The sequence below is a fragment of the Nitrospirillum karajorum genome (assembly GCF_036348415.1).
Taxonomy (GTDB): Bacteria; Pseudomonadota; Alphaproteobacteria; order Azospirillales; family Azospirillaceae; genus Nitrospirillum; species Nitrospirillum amazonense_B.
Genome location: NZ_JAZBQB010000001.1, coordinates 1,358,872 through 1,374,518, shown reverse-complemented (window position 1 = coordinate 1,374,518; position 15,647 = coordinate 1,358,872). Strand labels below are relative to the sequence as shown.

At 69.9% G+C, this 15,647-nt stretch carries 13 protein-coding genes; 12 read left to right on the top strand and 1 reads right to left on the bottom strand.

The window, feature by feature from the left end; genetic code table 11:
• Positions 1 to 14: 14 nt before the first annotated feature.
• Positions 15 to 872: a DUF6662 family protein gene (locus UCD39_RS06010; RefSeq protein WP_330495146.1), complete on the bottom strand. Its 858-nt coding sequence runs from the start codon at positions 870 to 872 to the stop codon at positions 15 to 17.
• Positions 873 to 1,149: 277 nt separating this feature from the next.
• Here UCD39_RS06010 and UCD39_RS06005 point away from each other — a divergent pair, with 277 nt between their 5' ends.
• The 12 genes from UCD39_RS06005 to poxB all read left to right on the top strand — a co-directional run bounded on the left by UCD39_RS06005 (position 1,150) and on the right by poxB (position 15,576).
• Complete coding sequence (locus UCD39_RS06005; RefSeq protein ID WP_330495145.1) at positions 1,150 to 2,148, top strand: MBL fold metallo-hydrolase; 999 nt, start codon at positions 1,150 to 1,152, stop codon at positions 2,146 to 2,148.
• Positions 2,149 to 2,277: 129 nt separating this feature from the next.
• Entirely contained in the window at positions 2,278 to 3,501 is a 1,224-nt protein-coding gene (locus UCD39_RS06000) for an MFS transporter (protein WP_330495144.1), read from the top strand.
• Positions 3,502 to 3,504: 3 nt separating this feature from the next.
• Positions 3,505 to 4,620: an FAD binding domain-containing protein gene (locus tag UCD39_RS05995; protein WP_330495143.1), complete on the top strand. Its 1,116-nt coding sequence runs from the start codon at positions 3,505 to 3,507 to the stop codon at positions 4,618 to 4,620.
• A complete protein-coding gene (locus UCD39_RS05990; RefSeq protein ID WP_330495142.1) occupies positions 4,589 to 5,716 on the top strand; it encodes an HlyD family secretion protein in 1,128 nt (375 codons plus the stop codon). Before UCD39_RS05995 ends, UCD39_RS05990 begins: the two co-directional genes overlap by 32 nt.
• On the top strand, positions 5,713 to 7,293 hold the full coding sequence (locus tag UCD39_RS05985) for an MFS transporter (RefSeq protein ID WP_330495141.1): 1,581 nt from the start codon (positions 5,713 to 5,715) through the stop codon (positions 7,291 to 7,293). The genes UCD39_RS05990 and UCD39_RS05985 overlap by 4 nt, the downstream gene beginning before the upstream one ends.
• 66 nt (positions 7,294 to 7,359) lie before the next feature.
• Positions 7,360 to 9,861, top strand: a complete 2,502-nt coding sequence (locus tag UCD39_RS05980; RefSeq protein WP_330495140.1) for an ATP-binding protein — start codon at positions 7,360 to 7,362, stop codon at positions 9,859 to 9,861.
• A gap of 142 nt (positions 9,862 to 10,003) precedes the next feature.
• A complete protein-coding gene (locus tag UCD39_RS05975) occupies positions 10,004 to 10,573 on the top strand; it encodes a helix-turn-helix transcriptional regulator (RefSeq protein ID WP_330495139.1) in 570 nt (189 codons plus the stop codon).
• Positions 10,574 to 10,592: 19 nt separating this feature from the next.
• Entirely contained in the window at positions 10,593 to 11,573 is a 981-nt protein-coding gene (locus UCD39_RS05970) for an alpha/beta hydrolase (RefSeq protein WP_330495138.1), read from the top strand.
• Between the two features lie 37 nt (positions 11,574 to 11,610).
• A complete protein-coding gene (locus tag UCD39_RS05965) occupies positions 11,611 to 11,787 on the top strand; it encodes a hypothetical protein (protein WP_330495137.1) in 177 nt (58 codons plus the stop codon).
• 101 nt (positions 11,788 to 11,888) lie between these two features.
• On the top strand, positions 11,889 to 12,710 hold the full coding sequence (locus UCD39_RS05960) for an alpha/beta fold hydrolase (RefSeq protein WP_330495136.1): 822 nt from the start codon (positions 11,889 to 11,891) through the stop codon (positions 12,708 to 12,710).
• Between the two features lie 174 nt (positions 12,711 to 12,884).
• Complete coding sequence (locus UCD39_RS05955; protein WP_330495135.1) at positions 12,885 to 13,745, top strand: alpha/beta fold hydrolase; 861 nt, start codon at positions 12,885 to 12,887, stop codon at positions 13,743 to 13,745.
• Between the two features lie 94 nt (positions 13,746 to 13,839).
• Complete coding sequence (gene poxB, locus UCD39_RS05950; RefSeq protein WP_330495134.1) at positions 13,840 to 15,576, top strand: ubiquinone-dependent pyruvate dehydrogenase; 1,737 nt, start codon at positions 13,840 to 13,842, stop codon at positions 15,574 to 15,576.
• Positions 15,577 to 15,647 lie beyond the last annotated feature (71 nt).

Genomic DNA, 15,647 nt, shown 5'->3' with positions numbered 1-15,647 from the left:
GGGGCTTGCCACCGTCAGAACGGGACGCCGACCTTGAAGGTGACTTCGTTCAATTCGTGACTGCGCAGGAAGAGGTTGCCACCGATATAGTTGCCGTCCTCATCGTGACCCGGGTTGCCCGCGACCTGGCGCAACCAGCCCAAGGTCGCCCAGAACCTCTCTCCGCCATAATGCAGCACCGGGCCGACCCAGAACACCGAGTGCTCATGCGTGTCAAAGTTGCCGTATTCGTTATGATTGCGGAATTCCAGGCCACCGAACCAGTTGGACGCGAAGCGGTATGAAACGCCGAACTCGTTGTTCCAGTCCAATTCGCTGTTCCGATCTGGATCACCGGCGAATTTGATGGTCTCAAACTCCAGGATCAGGTTGTAGGCGAGGATCAGCCGGTCATCGAGGAAGTTTTTCTGCAGCATCAGGCGGGTTTCCCCCTCGAACGTCCCGCCGCCATAGCGCAAACCGTTATGCTGGTCATGGAACATGTAGGCCGGCTCCACATAGGCGGCGAGGCCCCAACCGTCCGTCTCATAGGGACTGAAAAAGCGGTAGATGAACTCCCCCGCGATGCTCTGGACAGCGAAATTGTTGCGGGTGAAGCCGGTGACGCCGTTGGGATCATCATCGTCCGGCGCGTTCTTCGCATCCATCCGGGTCATGTTCAGATAGCCGGCGACCTGGAACTTGTCCGTCACGCCGTATTCCACCTCGGTATCCAGATCGGTGGCGTTGTAGCTGCCATAGGCGCGCCCCTCCCGCTGCCGGATGATCTCTTCCACCTCATAATGGCCGGCGGGCGTGGTGTCCGTGGTGTAGACGCGGGAGAACAGCCCCTCACCCGCGCTGGCCGGTATGGACGCCAGCGGCCAGCCCATCAGAACCCCGGCAACCAGTCCGCGGATTTTTATCCGTCGCGACATTTCCCCAAATCCCCCAATTGCAAATGATTCTTATATGCGATTAGAGGCGCCGGGCTGGCCCTGTCAATTACGGCCAGACAGGCGTGGCGTATTGTCGCAGACCGCGCCGCCTTGGGTGGGATGCGGTCGTCAATAAACCCCACTGAGTGACAAAAGGATGGTGAAAGCGCCAAGACGGGCGGGGCCGGCGTGGCGATGCTGGGCGCGGATCTGACTGCCTGGTGAAACGACGATGACCGCTTTCCCCCGATACCTGGCGACAGCCGCCGCCCTGGCGTTCACCGCCGCCCTATCCATGGCCACGATAGCCGTGCCCCCGGCGCAGGCCGCGGCACCGCAGGCCCGGACGCAGGCGCCCGGCTTCTACCGCATGATGCTGGGGGATATCGAGGTCACGGCCCTGCTGGACGGCACCCATCCCTTCCCCGTGCATGAGGTGCTGACCGGCATCCCGATGACGGACGCCGACACGCTGCTGGCCGCCGCCGACCTGTCGGCACCGGTGGAGGGGTCGATCAACGCCTTCCTGATCAATACCGGGGCCAAGCTGATCCTGATCGACAGTGGCGCCGGGGTGCTGTACGGCGCGGACGGCGGGCACCTGATGGCCAACCTGCGGGCCTCCGGCTACACGCCCGAGCAGGTGGACGAGATCTATCTGACCCACCTGCACCGCGACCATGTCGGCGGGGTGGACCAGGGCGGCCACATGGCCTTCCCCAACGCCATCATCCGCGTCAACCGCCGCGATGCCGACTTCTGGCTGAACCCGGTCAACAAGGCCAAGGCGCCGGCCTTCCTGGGCCCCATGTTCGATGGCGCCATCGACAGCCTGCGCGCCTATGTCGATGCCGGGCGCGTGCAGCCGTTCGACGGCGAGGCGCAATTGAACCCCGCCATCCAGGCGCTGCCCAGCCCCGGCCACACGCCCGGCCACACCGCCTATCGCGTGCGCAGCCGGGACGGCCAGACCCTGCTGGCCTGGGGCGACATCGTGCATGTCGCGGCCGTGCAGTTCCCGGACCCGGCCGCCACGGTGAAATACGACAGCGACAGCGTGGCCGCGGCGCAGGCCCGCGACCGCCTGATGGCGGAGGCCGCGACGGAGGGCAGCTGGGTGGCCGCCGCCCATATCACCTTCCCCGGCCTGGGCCATATCGTCCGCCGGAACGGGGGCTATGTCTGGCTGCCGGCCAACTACACGACCATGGGGTTGACGCAGGCGCGCTGATCCCAACCCGGTCCGTCCGCTCGGCCCATCTGCCTAAGGCGTGTTCAAAACCGGAAAGGGGTGTCCAATCCGCGCGGGGGCGTTTCAGGCATCCTGCCCGGTATCCGCACCCGCCCAAAGAGCATCGCGATGACCCCCGTTCCCCAATCCCCGGACACGACAACGGCACCGGCCGCGCCCACCTTGACCGGGCCGCTGACCCTGGCCATGGCCGCCGCCTGCGGCATCGCCGTGGCCAACATCTATTACAACCAACCCATGCTGGGCATTCTGGAGCGTGAGTTCGCGGGGAGCCCCCTCACGGGCTTCGTGCCGACGGCGACACAGCTGGGCTACGCCGCCGGCCTGTTGCTGCTGGTACCCCTGGGCGACCTGGTGGATCGGCGGCGCCTGATCGTGGCGCAACTGCTGGTCATCGGCGTGATGCTGGCGCTGGCCGCCGCCGCGCCGTCCGCCGCTTGGCTGGTCGTGGCCTCACTGTTCATCGGGGTGCTGTCCACCGTGGCCCAGCAGATCGTGCCCCTGGCCGCCACGCTGGCGGCACCCCACAAGAGGGGCCACGTCATCGGTATGGTGATGAGCGGCCTGCTGTGTGGCGTGCTGTTCAGCCGCACGCTGGGCGGCTTCGTCGCCACCCATCACGGCTGGCGGTCGATGTTCTGGCTGGCGGTACCGCTGGCCTGGGGCACCGCCGCGCTGATGGCCGCGACCCTGCCCCGCCACGCGCCGGCCAGCACGCTGCGCTATCGGGAAGCGCTGGCCTCGCTGGTTCAGCTGTGGCGGCACCGGCCGGCCCTGCGCGCCGCCGCCCTGACCCAAGGCGCCCTATTCGCCTCCTTCTCCGCCTTCTGGACCGTCCTGGCGCTGCGGCTGGAGCAGCCGGCCTTCAACCTGGGGGCCGACGTGGCCGGCCTGTTCGGCGTCATCGGCGCCGCGGGCGTGGTGGCGGCACCCGTCGCCGGCCGCCTGGCGGACCGGCGGGGACCGCACCTGGTGGTGGGCCTGGGCACCGTCGTCACCCTGCTGTCGTGGCTGCTGTTCGGGTCCTGGGCCAATGTCTGGGCCATGGTGGCAGGCGTGATCATCCTGGATTTCGGCATGCAGGGCGCCCTCGTCTCCAACCAGGCCATCGTCTTCGCCCTGGACCCTCAGGCGCGCAGCCGTCTGAACACCGTGTTCATGGGCAGCATGTTCCTGGGCGGGGCCGTGGGGTCGGCCGCCGCCACCGCCGCGTGGAAGCTGGGCCAATGGCCGGCCGTCTGTACCCTGGGCGGCGGCCTCGCCGTCCTGGCCTTCGCCATCCAGGCCCTGTTGACCCTGCGCCGCCGCCGGGCGGCCCGGACGGGGGGCTGAGCGATGGAACCCTTGCGCATCCGCATCGTCGGCGGCTCCGTCGGCGGTTTGTTCGCCGCGGCACTGCTGCGGCAGGACGGGCATGACGTCCGCCTTTATGAACGGTCCACCACCGGCCTGGCCGGCCGGGGCGCCGGGTTGGTCAGCCAGCGGGAGCTGTTCACCCTGCTGCGGGCCGTGGGATGCGACCATGTCGCCCGCATCGGCGTGGTGGCGTTCGAGCGCATCTATTTCGACCGCGACGGGGGCATCACGGAACGGCACGCCACGCCGCAAACCCAGATCTCCTGGGACCATCTGTTCCGCGTAATGCGGTCGAAGGTGGCCGACGACCAATACGTGACCGGCCGCGCCGTGGCGACCGTGACCCAGGGGCCAGACCGCGCCCGCCTGCTGTTCCTGGACGGCGGGGAGGAGGAGGCGGACCTGGTGATCGGCGCCGACGGCCTGGGCTCGGTAGTGCGGCCGGTGGTGATCGGAGCACCCGCGCCCAACTGCTACGCCGGCTATGTCGCCTGGCGCGGCCTGTTCGCCGAAGATCAGTTGCCGGCGGAGGCCGCCATCCTGCGCGACCGCTTCGCCTTCTACATGATGCCGCGGTCCCATGCCCTGGGCTATCTGGTGCCGGGGCCGGGCGGTGAGACGGCCGTGGGCCAGCGGCGCTATAATTGGGTGTGGTACAGGCCGGTACCGGCGGCCGCCCTGCCCGCCACGCTGACCGACACGGAGGGACGGTGCCATCCCCATTCGCTGTCCCCCGGCCAGGTGCGGGCGCCGGCGGTGGCGGCCTTGCGGTCCGACGCCGCCCGCCTTCTGCCCCCGCCCTTCGCCAGCGTGGTGGTGGCGGAACCGGAGCCCTTCCTCCAGGCGATCTTCGATTACGAGACGCCGGTGATGGCGTCCGGCCGTATCGCCTTGCTGGGCGACGCGGCCTTCGTGGCCCGGCCCCACACCGCCATGGGCGTGGCCAAGGCCGCCGGTGACGCCCTGGCCCTGCGCCGCCATTTGGCGGAGGCGCCGACGGTGGCCGACGCGCTGGCGCTGTACAGCACTGAGCGATGTGCCGCCGGCACGGCCATCACCGCCTATGGCCGCCGCCTGGGCGCGGCGTTGGAGTGAGCGCCATGGACACCATGACCACACCCGCAATCGACACCGATGCCGGCACCCGGCGCTGGCTGCCCCCCTGCTGCGCACCCTGGCCCTGGGCGGAGCCATCGTCCTGGTCTGGCTGGTGGCCGGGCACTGGGATCGCTGGGTCGGCGACGCACGCCACCAATCGTCCAGCGACGCCTATGTCACCGGCGACCTGACGCCGCTGTCGGCCAAGATATCGGGCTACGTCCAGACGGTGGCGGTGGACGACTTCCAGACGGTGCGCAAGGGTGACCTGATCGCCCAGATCGAGCCGTCGGACTACCGCGCCCAGGTGGACTTAGCGGAAGCCGGCCTGGCCGCTGCCCAGGCGGCGCTAGCCAACCTGGCCAACCAGCGGGACGTGCAGCGCGCTCTGATCCAGCAGGCACAGGCCAGCATCGCCGCCGCCGACGCCGATGTCACCCGCACCCGGCTGGAGGCGGCACGACAGCGCGACCTGCTGCGCACCGGCATCGCCGGAACGGGGCAGAAGGTGGAGCAGGCGGACGCCGATGCGGCCAAAGCCCTGGCCCAATCGCAGTTGGCCACCGCCCAGCTGGCGCAGCAGAAGGCCCAGCTGGCCAGCCTGGACGTGCAGGAACGGCAACTGACGGCCCAGGTGCGGGAAGGGCAGGCGCAGCTGGATCTGGCCCGCAACAACCTGGCCTACACCCGCATCGTGGCCCCCGCCGACGGCATGGTGGGCCAGCGCCAGGTGCGCCCGGGACAGTTCGTCAACGTCGGCACCCAGATCATCGGCGTCATGGCCCTGCCCCGGGTATGGGTGGTGGCCAACTACAAGGAAACCCAGATGACCCATGTGCGGGTGGGTGATCCCGCCACGGTGACGGTGGACGCCTTCCCCGACCTGGTGCTGCACGGCCATGTGGAAAGCTGGTCGCCGGGCACCGGCAGCGTCTTCACCCTGTTGCCGCCTGACAATGCCACGGGCAATTTCACCAAGGTGGTGCAGCGCGTGCCGGTGAAGATCGTGCTGTACCCCGCGCCGGCCCTGGGGACGCTGGTGCGCCCCGGCATGTCGGTCGTGTCCACCATCGACGTGGACGACAGCAAATGACCGCCGCGGCCGTCCCGCCGGTGCCGCAGCCCCGCCCGATGCTGGTCCCATGGCCGAGGCTGGACGGCATGCGGGCCTATATCGGCATCCTGGGCGTGCTGTTGGGGGCGTTGGTGTCCACCCTGGGCGCCCGCGCCACCACCTTCGGCCTGGCCGACCTGCGGGGCGGCCTGCATGCCGGCTTCGACGAGGGGGCGTGGATCACCACCGCCTATGGCGTGGGCCAGATGGTGGTGGGCGTGGCCTGCCCCTATCTGGGCATCGTCTTCGGGGCCCGCCGGGTGCTGTTCGCCGGTATCGGCCTGTTCTTCGTGTCCAGCCTGCTGGCGCCGTTGTCGCCCAACCTGACCGCCTATCTGGCCATGCAATTCCTGTCGGGCGTGGGGGGCGGCACCTTCATCCCGCTGACCATCCGCTTCATCGTCCTGAACCTGCCGGCACGCCTGACCCTTTATGGCCTGGCCGCCTATGCCATGAATTCCGAATTCTCGCAGAACATCGGTGCGGCGCTGGAAGGGTGGTACGCCGAGAACTGGTCCATCGCCTGGCTGAATTGGCAATACTGCCTGGTCCTGCCCGTCATGTTCCTATGCGTCTGGATCGGCGTCCCGCGGGAGCCGGTGAACACCGACCTGCTGAAACAGCACGATTGGCCCGGGGTGGCCTATGCCGCCGTGGGCTTCGGCCTGCTGTATGCCGGCCTGGACCAGGGCAACCGCCTGGACTGGACGCGCAACGGCCTGGTGGTGGGCCTGCTGGTGGCGGGCGGCCTCGTCACCGCCCTGTTCGCGGTGCGGGAGCTGGTGGTCAGCCGGCGCCCCTTCCTGAACCTGCGCCTGATGCTGCGTGGCAACCTGCTGTTGCTCATGCTGCTGCTGGCCGGTTTCCGCTTCATCATCCTGTCCACCGCCTACATCATCCCCCTGTACCTGCAGGTGGTGCAGAACTTCCGTGAGCTGCAGGTGGGCCCCGTGCTGCTGTTCATAGCATTACCCCAGTTCGCCCTGATCCTGCCGCTGGCCTGGATGCTGGCCCGGGTGGACGGTCGCTGGGTGCTGTCCGCCGGCGCCCTGCTGATCGCCATCGCCTGCTGGCAGGCCACGGCGCTGACCAGCCAGTGGGCCACCTGGGACTTCCTGCCCTCGCAAGCCTTGCAAGCGGTGGGGCAGTGCCTGGCGCTGACGGCCCTGGTGGTGCTGGTGGTGCGCAACATCACCCCGGCCGACGCCATTTCCATCGGCGCGCTGATGCAGACCGCCCGCCTGTTCGGCGGGGAGATCGGCGTCGCCTTCATGCAGACCTTCGTGCGCACGCGCGAACAGCTGCATTCCAACCTTCTGGGCCTGCATGTCGACCCGCTGTCCGGGGTCACCGCCGACCGGCTGGCCCGCTATCAGGCGGCCCTGGCCCCGCATATGGACGACCCTGTCGGCGGCGCCGCCCGGCTGCTGGCCGGCCGGGTGGGGCAGCAGGCCTCCGTCCTCGCCTATATCGACGGCTTCGCGGCGGCGGCGGTGGGCGCGCTGGTCTGCATCCTGCTGGCCGCCTGGCTGTGTCCGCCACCGGCCAAGGCTTGAAGCGATGGCGGGTGTGACCATAGAACTCGGGGAATCAGGGGATGATCAAGGCATGCGGGTCGAACGATGAGTGACCAGGGCGTCCGTTACACCTTCGGCAGCTTCACCTTCGACGTGCCGCAGATGACACTGGCCAAGGCGGGGCAGCCGGTGAAGCTGGGCGGCCGCGCCGCCAATCTGCTGGCCGTGCTGGCCGCCGCCGGGGGCGAGCTGGTGACCCGCGACCGACTGCTGGCCGAGGTCTGGCCCGGCCAGGCCATCGACGAAAGCGCCGTGCGCGTCCACCTGTCCGGCCTGCGCAAGGCCCTGGGCGATGACGGCCTGGTGGTGAACGAGGCGGGGCGCGGCTATCGCCTGACCCTGCCCGTGGCCCGTAGCGCGCCGGCGCAGGCGGCCAGCCAGGCCACCGCGGCGGCCCAACCCGCGCGGCCGGCGCTGGAACCGGCGGCCCCCCGCCCGCTGGTGCGCCTGCTGGGCCGGACGGAGATCGTGGCCAGCCTGGCGGCGGAACTGCCGGAGCGCCGCTTCCTGACCCTGGCGGGCCCCGGGGGCATCGGCAAGACATCCGTGGCGCTGGCCACGGCGGCGGCGCTGGCGCAAGACGTCACCGTGCGCTTCGTCGACCTGGCGCCTGTGTCCGACGCGGCGTGGGTGGAGGGCACGCTGGCCACCGCGCTGGGCCTGCCCGCCTCCGGCGTCGACAGCTTCGCCGCCGTGGCCGCCACCCTGGGCGCCAGCCCCAGCCTGCTGCTGCTGGATAATTGCGAGCATCTGGTGGACGCGGTGGCGGAACTGGCGGAGCGATTGCTGCTTGCCGTGCCCGGCCTGCTGATCCTGGCCACCAGCCGGGAACCCCTGCGCGCCGCCGGCGAATGGGTGCACCGCCTGCCGGCCCTGCCCATCCCCGACGACCAGGCCCAGGGCGCGGCGTCCGTCCTGGCCTATCCCGCCGCCGCCCTGTTCTTCGAACGGGCGCGGGCCGTGCGGTCGGACTTCAGCGTCGACGACGGCAACGCCCAGGACCTGGCCGAGATTTGCCGCCGCCTGGACGGCATTCCCCTGGCCATCGAGCTGGCCGCCGCCCGCGTCGACCTGATGGACCTGCCGGAGCTGGCCAGCCGCCTGCACGACCGGCTGAACCTGCTGACACGCGGCCGGCGCACCGCCCTGCCCCGCCACCGCACCCTGCGCGCGGCGCTGGACTGGAGCTATGAGCTGCTGGCGCCGGAGGAAAAGGAGCTGCTGATCAGCCTGTCGGTCTTCCGCGCCGGGTTCGACGCCGCGGACGCGTGTGGCCTGACCGGCGGGCGCGAGATGGCCGTTCTGGATGGCCTGGCCGACCTGGTGGCCAAGTCCCTGGTGGTCAGCAGTCGGGAGGGCGGCGCCACCCGCTACCGCCTGCTGGACACCACCCGCTACTATGGCCATGGACGCCTGGCCGACACGGGGGCGGAGGGCCGCATCCGCGCCGCCCACGCCCGCCACATGATCTCCCTCTTCACCGACGCGCAGGCCGCGTGGGAGGGCAAGGCCCCGCGCGACTGGCTGGCCATCCACAGCCGGCGTATCGACGACATCCGCGGCGCCCTGGACTGGGCGACAGGGGAGGATGGCGACATCGGCCTGGGCTTGGGCCTGATCGTCGCCAGCGCGTCGCTCTGGTTCCACCTGTCGCTGGCCCATGAATTTCTGGGGCGGGCGGAACGCATCCTGGCGGTGCTGGACCAGGAGGCCCCGGCCGGTGCGGTCGACCAGGCCCAGCGGGTGGAATTGCTGGCCGCCTACGGGCATGCCCTGTGGCACACGCGGGGACCGGTGCCGGAGATGGGCCGGGCGTTCCAACAGGCGTTGAGCATCGCCGAGGACATGGGGGACGAGGGGCTGGCCCGCCGCGCGCTGTGGGGCGTGTGGGCCCACCGCATCCTGGAGGGTGGCTACGCCGAAAGCCTGGCGCTGGCGGAGGCGTTCACCGACCGTATCGGCCCCGATGCCGGCCTGGCCGACCGCCAGACCGCCATGCACATGCGCGCTCTGTCCCACCACTTCATGGGCGACCATCCGCCGGCCCTGGAGCTGTTGCAGGCGGTCATCGCCGCCGACGCCGACCCCGTGCGGGTGAACCACGCCAACCACGCCCAGGTGGACGGCAAGGTGGCGGCGCTGAGCCTGCTGATGCGCCTGCAATGGCTGATGGGCGACATCAACGGCGCCATGGATCTGGCCCGCCTGTGCGCCGAGGATGCGGTGGGCACGGACCACGCCCTGTCCATCTGCTATGGCCTGGCCATCGGCTGCATCCCTGTGGCCATCGCGGCGGGCGAGGGCACGGTGGCCGGTGCCTGGATCGACCTGCTGGCCCAGCGCACCACCCGCCATGCCCTGGACCATTGGCATGTCTTCGTCCAGGGCTATGGCGCCGCCCTCGGCCGGCCTGGCACCATCGCTGCGGGCGCCAGCGCCATGCAGCTGGAGATGTTCGCCGTGGCCGGCGCGGCCGAGGCCCGCAGCCGGGTGATGGTCCGCCCCGCCCCCCTGGCCGGGTGGCATGGCGCCGTGCTGACCGTTTAGCGCTTAACGGTTCGGGGCGTTAAACAACGCTTCACATCGCTTAACTCCCGGTGTGGCGGTCATCTGGCCGACACTTCCTTCATCGACGGTTCCCCACCACGGCGCGACGCCCCCGGGGGAACCTCACCGGATGGAGGATGAGATGACCGCCACTGCCACCCTGGACGCCTTCAACACCCTGGCCGGCCTGCCCCGCGCGGGTGCCGTGCCCGCCGGCCACCTGGCCGCCGCCGCCCGCCTGCTGGAGGAGGCCATGCATGCCGTGGAGCATGACGTGGCCCAGGCCCGCGACCGCATCATCCAGGTGCGGGACCTGCTGCTGCACCGGTCCCCGGAAAAGGCGGCGCCGGAAGCGGTGCGCGGCGGCCTGGCGCCCTGGCAAGCCCGCCGCGTGACGGCCCTGATCGAGCGCCGGCTGGACGGCACCTTGTGCAATGAGGACCTGGCGGTCGAGGTCAAGCTCAGCACCAGCCATTTCTGCACCGCCTTCCGTCAGACCTTCGGCATGTCGCCCCACGCTTTCATCATCAGCCGCCGGGTGGAACGCGCCAAGGCGCTGATGCTGGACACCGACGACGCGCTGGCGGAGATCGCCGACGCCTGCGGCTTCGCCGACCAGGCGCATTTCAGCCGCCTGTTCCGCCAGATCACGGGCAGCAGCCCCGCCAGCTGGCGCCGCGCCAACGCCATCGACGTCTCCCTGATCGCCTGACCCCATCGGAACCGTTGCCATGATCCCCGAAGCATCTTTCCCCTCCCCCACAACCCCGGACCACGGGCCGCGGCTGGACCTGGCCGCGTATTGCCTGACCCTGGACCCGGGCGTGCAGAGCTTCCTGGACCGGGTGGTGGAGGCAGGACTGCTGCCCTACCGTCCGGGCATGGAACCGGTGGCGCGACAGGAGATCGCGGCGCGGCTGCAGGAAAGCGCCGCCCCGGTGGCCGACGCCGTGATCCGGGTGCCGGTGACGGACGGGGACGTGGCGCTTCGCATCGCCTGGCCGTCGGGCGCCGATGGCAAACGGGTGCCGGTTGTCTTCTACCTACATGGCGGGCTCTGGACCCTGGGCGGTTGGACGACGCACGGCGGGGCCGCCGTAGCGCTGGCCCAGGCCTGCGACGCCGCCCTGGTGTTCGTGGAGCCCGGTCTGGTGCCGGCCGCCCTGGCCCTGAAACACGCCCGCGCCGCCCTGGACTGGGTGCGCGCCAACGGGCGGGACCTGGGGCTGGACGTCGCCCGCGTCGCGGTGGCGGGCGATGGCAGCGGCGGCGCCATGGCGCTGCTGTTGGCCGCCGGCCTGCCCCCCAGCGACGGCTTCCGCGCCCAGGTGCTGTTCCACCCCCTGGTGGGTCCCGCCGCGCCGGACGCCCCCGCCACCCCTTGGCTGGACCATGGCGACCTGGCGGCGCTGACCCCCCAAGCCTTTCCCGGCCAGCCGGCCTGGGCGGGCCTGTCCCCCCTGGATCTGCCGCCGGATCGCCTGCGCCGCCTGCCCCCCACCCTGATCCTGACCGCGGAGGCCGACCTGGCCCGCGACGGTGGCGAAGCCCTGGCCCGCCGCATGATGGCGGCGGATGTGGAAACCAGCGCCGCGCGCCTGATGGGCTGCATCCACGATTTCTTCTGGCTGGACGGGCTGGCGGACACCGCCCCGTCCCGCGCCGCCTTCGCCATGGCCCGCGCCGCCCTGGCCGACGCCTTCCACCGCTGACCCCCTTTGGCCCAGCCCATATAGAGAGTGCCTCGCCATGCCCTCGACCACCCCCGCCCTGCGCGTTCTGCTGGCCTTGGCCGGCACCTGCTGCACCGGTCCCGGCGGCGGCGCCCTGGTGCTGGCCCAGGTCGATTGGCTGACGCCCCGTCTGCGGGCCTGGGCCGGGAAAAAATGGGGGCCGAAAAGCGGGGCCTGGTGGGGAAGCTGTTGATCAAGACCGCAAAATTCAGCCAGCCGCCGACCTTTCCTTCAATCCCCACCGGTTGAGGCTGGCTAGTGTCCCAGAACCATCCCAGACGATGAGGAAATACCATGACCACGCTGACCCTGCGCGACGGCACGGAACTCTATTACAAGGACTGGGGCCAGGGGCAGCCGGTCCTGTTCAGCCACGGCTGGCCGCTGAGCGCCGACATGTGGGAATACCAGATGCTGCACTTGGCCCGGAACGGGTACCGCGCCGTGGCCTTTGACCGCCGCGGTTTCGGCCGGTCCAGCCAGCCCTGGGACGGCTATGATTACGACACCCTGGCCGACGACATCGCCCAGTTGATTGAGCATCTGGACCTGCGGGACCTGGTGCTGGTGGGCTTTTCCATGGGCGGCGGCGACGTCGTGCGCTATCTCACCCGCCACGGCGCGGATCGGGTGGCCAAGCTGGCGCTGGTCAGCGCTGTGACGCCCTTCTTCCTGAAGACCGACGACAATCCCCAGGGCATGCCGGCCGAGGGCTTCGCCGGCGTGCGCGACGCCATCGCCAACGACCGCCCGCAGTTCGTGGCCGATTTCAGCACCCTGTATTTCGGTACCAACCGGCCGGGGTCCGCCGTGTCGCAAGGCATCCTGGACCAGACGCTGCAAATCGCGGCGCAAGCATCCATCAAGGCCACCATCGACTGCGTCACCGCCTTTTCCGAAACCGACTTCCGGCGCGAAATGGCGGACATCCGCCTGCCCACGCTGATCATCCACGGCGACGACGACCAGACGGCGCCCATCGGCATCACCGCGGAGGCCAGCGCACGCCTGATCCCCGGGGCCCAATTGAAGGTCTATCCCGGCGCGCCGCATGCCACCTGCACCACCCACCGGCACCAGGTCAGCGCCGACCTGGTGGCCTTTATTCGCGGCTAAGGCCGCCGTTCCGTTTCGCGGGCGCCATCGCAGCGTCCAGGGCAACGGCGCCCCCTTGCCCCCCAAATCTTCAAAGCGGCGGCGCCACCAACAAGACCGGACGCCGTCGGACAGGAAAGATCGGGGGGCCACACGAAACGGCCCACACGAAACGGTGAGGAGCATGCGCTGGCCATGACCCAGAAACGCTACACCATCCAGGCGAACGGCATCCGCCAATATGTGGTGGAGGCGGGCGAGGGCCTGCCCGTCATCCTGCTGCACGGCTTTCCCGAGACCAACTACGCCTGGCGCTTCCAGATTCCCGCCCTGGCCGACCGGTACCGCGTCATCGCCCCCGACCTGCGGGGCTACGGCGAGACAGACAAGCCGGCGGCGGGCTATGACAAGCGCACCATGGCCCGCGACATCGTGGAACTGATGCGGGCGCTGGACATCCCCAAGGTCGCCCTGGTGGGCCATGACCGGGGCGCACGCGTCGCCACCCGCTTCGCCAAGGATCACCCGCACCTGGTGGACCGGCTGGTGGTGATGGACAACGTGCCCACCCGCATCGTGGCGCGCGACCTGAACGCCGCCATCGCCAAGTCCTACTGGTTCTTCCTGTTCCATCTGGTGCCGGATTTGCCGGAAGCGTTGATCGCGGGGCGGGAGCACATCTGGCTGCGCCACTTCTTCTCCGACTGGACCTTCGACCCCGGCACCATCACAGGCGAGGCGTTCGACACCTATGTCCGGGCCTACCAGGCGCCCGGCGCCGTGCGCGGCGCCATGGCCGACTATCGCGCCAACGCGGAGGATTTGGCCCAGGACCGGGCCGACGCCGACACCAAGATCGTCTGCCCCGTCCTATCCCTGTGGGGCAATGACTTCCATGCCGTGGGCAAGCTGTTCGACATGGCCAAGGTGTGGGCCGAGATGGCCGACGACCTGGTCACCGTCCCCATCCCCGATTGCGGCCACCTGCCCCAGGAGGAACGGCCGGAAATAGTGAACACGCTGCTGCTGGATTTCCTGGCCCCCTGGAAGGGCTGACGCCCCCCCTCCCCACCACACCTTCCCGTACCCCCGGAGGAACCCGCGCCCCGGGAGCCCGTTGATCCCTGCCCTCATGAGGAGACCGCCGTCCATGTCCATGACCGTAGCCGATCAATTCGCCGCCACGCTGGCCGCCGCCGGCGTCAAACGCATCTATGGGGTCGTGGGCGACAGCCTGAACGGCCTGACGGACGCGCTGCGCCGGCGCGGCGATATCGAGTGGATCGCCGTCCGGCATGAGGAGGTGGCAGCCTTCGCCGCCAGCGCCGACGCGCACCTGACGGGCACCATCGCCGTCTGCGCCGGCAGCTGCGGCCCCGGCAACCTGCACCTGATCAACGGGCTGTTCGACTGCCACCGCTCGCGCGTGCCGGTGCTGGCCATCGCCGCCCACATCCCCTCGCCCGAGATCGGGTCCGGCTATTTCCAGGAAACCCATCCCCAGGATCTGTTCCGCGAATGCAGCCATTACTGCGAGTTGGTGTCCGACCCGTCGCAGATGCCGCGCAGTCTGGAGATCGCGCTACGGACCGCCATCGGGGAGCACGGCGTGTCCGTCATTGTCATCCCCGGCGACGTCGCCTTGAAAGAGGCCGCGACCGACGCGCCGCTGAAGCCCACCGGCCTGGTGCCGAAACCACCCGTGGTGGTGCCGGGGGACGAGCAGTTGGCCGCGCTGGCCGACCTGCTGAACGCCAGCCCCCGCGTCACCCTGCTGTGCGGCTCCGGCTGCGCCGGGGCGCACGAAGCGGTGGTGGCCCTGGCGGAAACGCTGAAGGCGCCCATCGTCCATGCCCTGAAGGGCAAGGAGCATGTGGAGTACGACAACCCCTATGACGTGGGCATGACCGGCCTGATCGGCTTTTCCTCCGGCTATTACGCCATGCTGGATACCGACATGCTGCTGATGCTGGGCACGGATTTCCCCTACCGCCAGTTCTACCCCAAGGGGGCGGACGTGACGGTGGCCCAGGTTGACATCCGGCCGGGCCAACTGGGCCGCCGGGCGCCGCTGGACCTGGGCGTGGTGGGCGATGTCGGCGCCACCCTGCGCGCCCTGCTGCCCCGCCTGACGCCCCGGACGGACGGCGCGCACCTGGACAAGGCGCTGCGCCATTACCGCCGCACGCGCGCCGAGCTGGACGGCCTGGCCGCCCCCGACCGCAGCCAAGACGTGATCCATCCGCAGCAGGTGGCCAAGGCCGTCAGCGACCTGGCGGCGGAGGACGCCATCTTCACCTTCGACGTGGGCCTGCCCACGGTGTGGGCGGCGCGCTATCTGGCCATGAACGGCCGGCGGCGGCTGATCGGCTCGCTGTGGCATGGGTCCATGGCCAACGCCATGCCCATGGCGCTGGGCGCGCAGGCGGCCTTTCCCGGGCGGCAGGTGGTGTCGCTGTCGGGCGACGGCGGCTTCACCATGCTGATGGGCGATTTGCTGACCTTCAAGCAGCGGGGCTTGCCGGCCAAGATCATCGTCTTCAACAACGGCGCCCTGGGCTTCATCGAGGTGGAGCAGAAGTCCACCGGCTTCCTGCCCTTCGGCACCGGCCTGGACAATCCCAACTTCGCCGCCCTGGCGGAGGCCGTGGGCATCAAGGGCATCCGCCTGGAACGGCCCTATGAGGTGGAGCCGGGGCTGCGCGAGGCCTTCGCCCATGACGGCCCCGTGCTGGTGGACGCGGTGGTCGCCCGCACGGAGCTGCCCATCCCGCCCGCCATCAACGCCCAGATGGCCAAGGGCTTCACCCTCTACATGCTGAAGGCGGTGATGAGCGGCCGGGGCGATGAGCTGGTGGACCTGGCCAAGACCAACCTCTGGCATTGAGGCCCGTCGGGCACCCTGGCGACCATCGTAGCATGCCCCCGGGCGCCCGCCTGTGGCACCTTGCCTCCTGA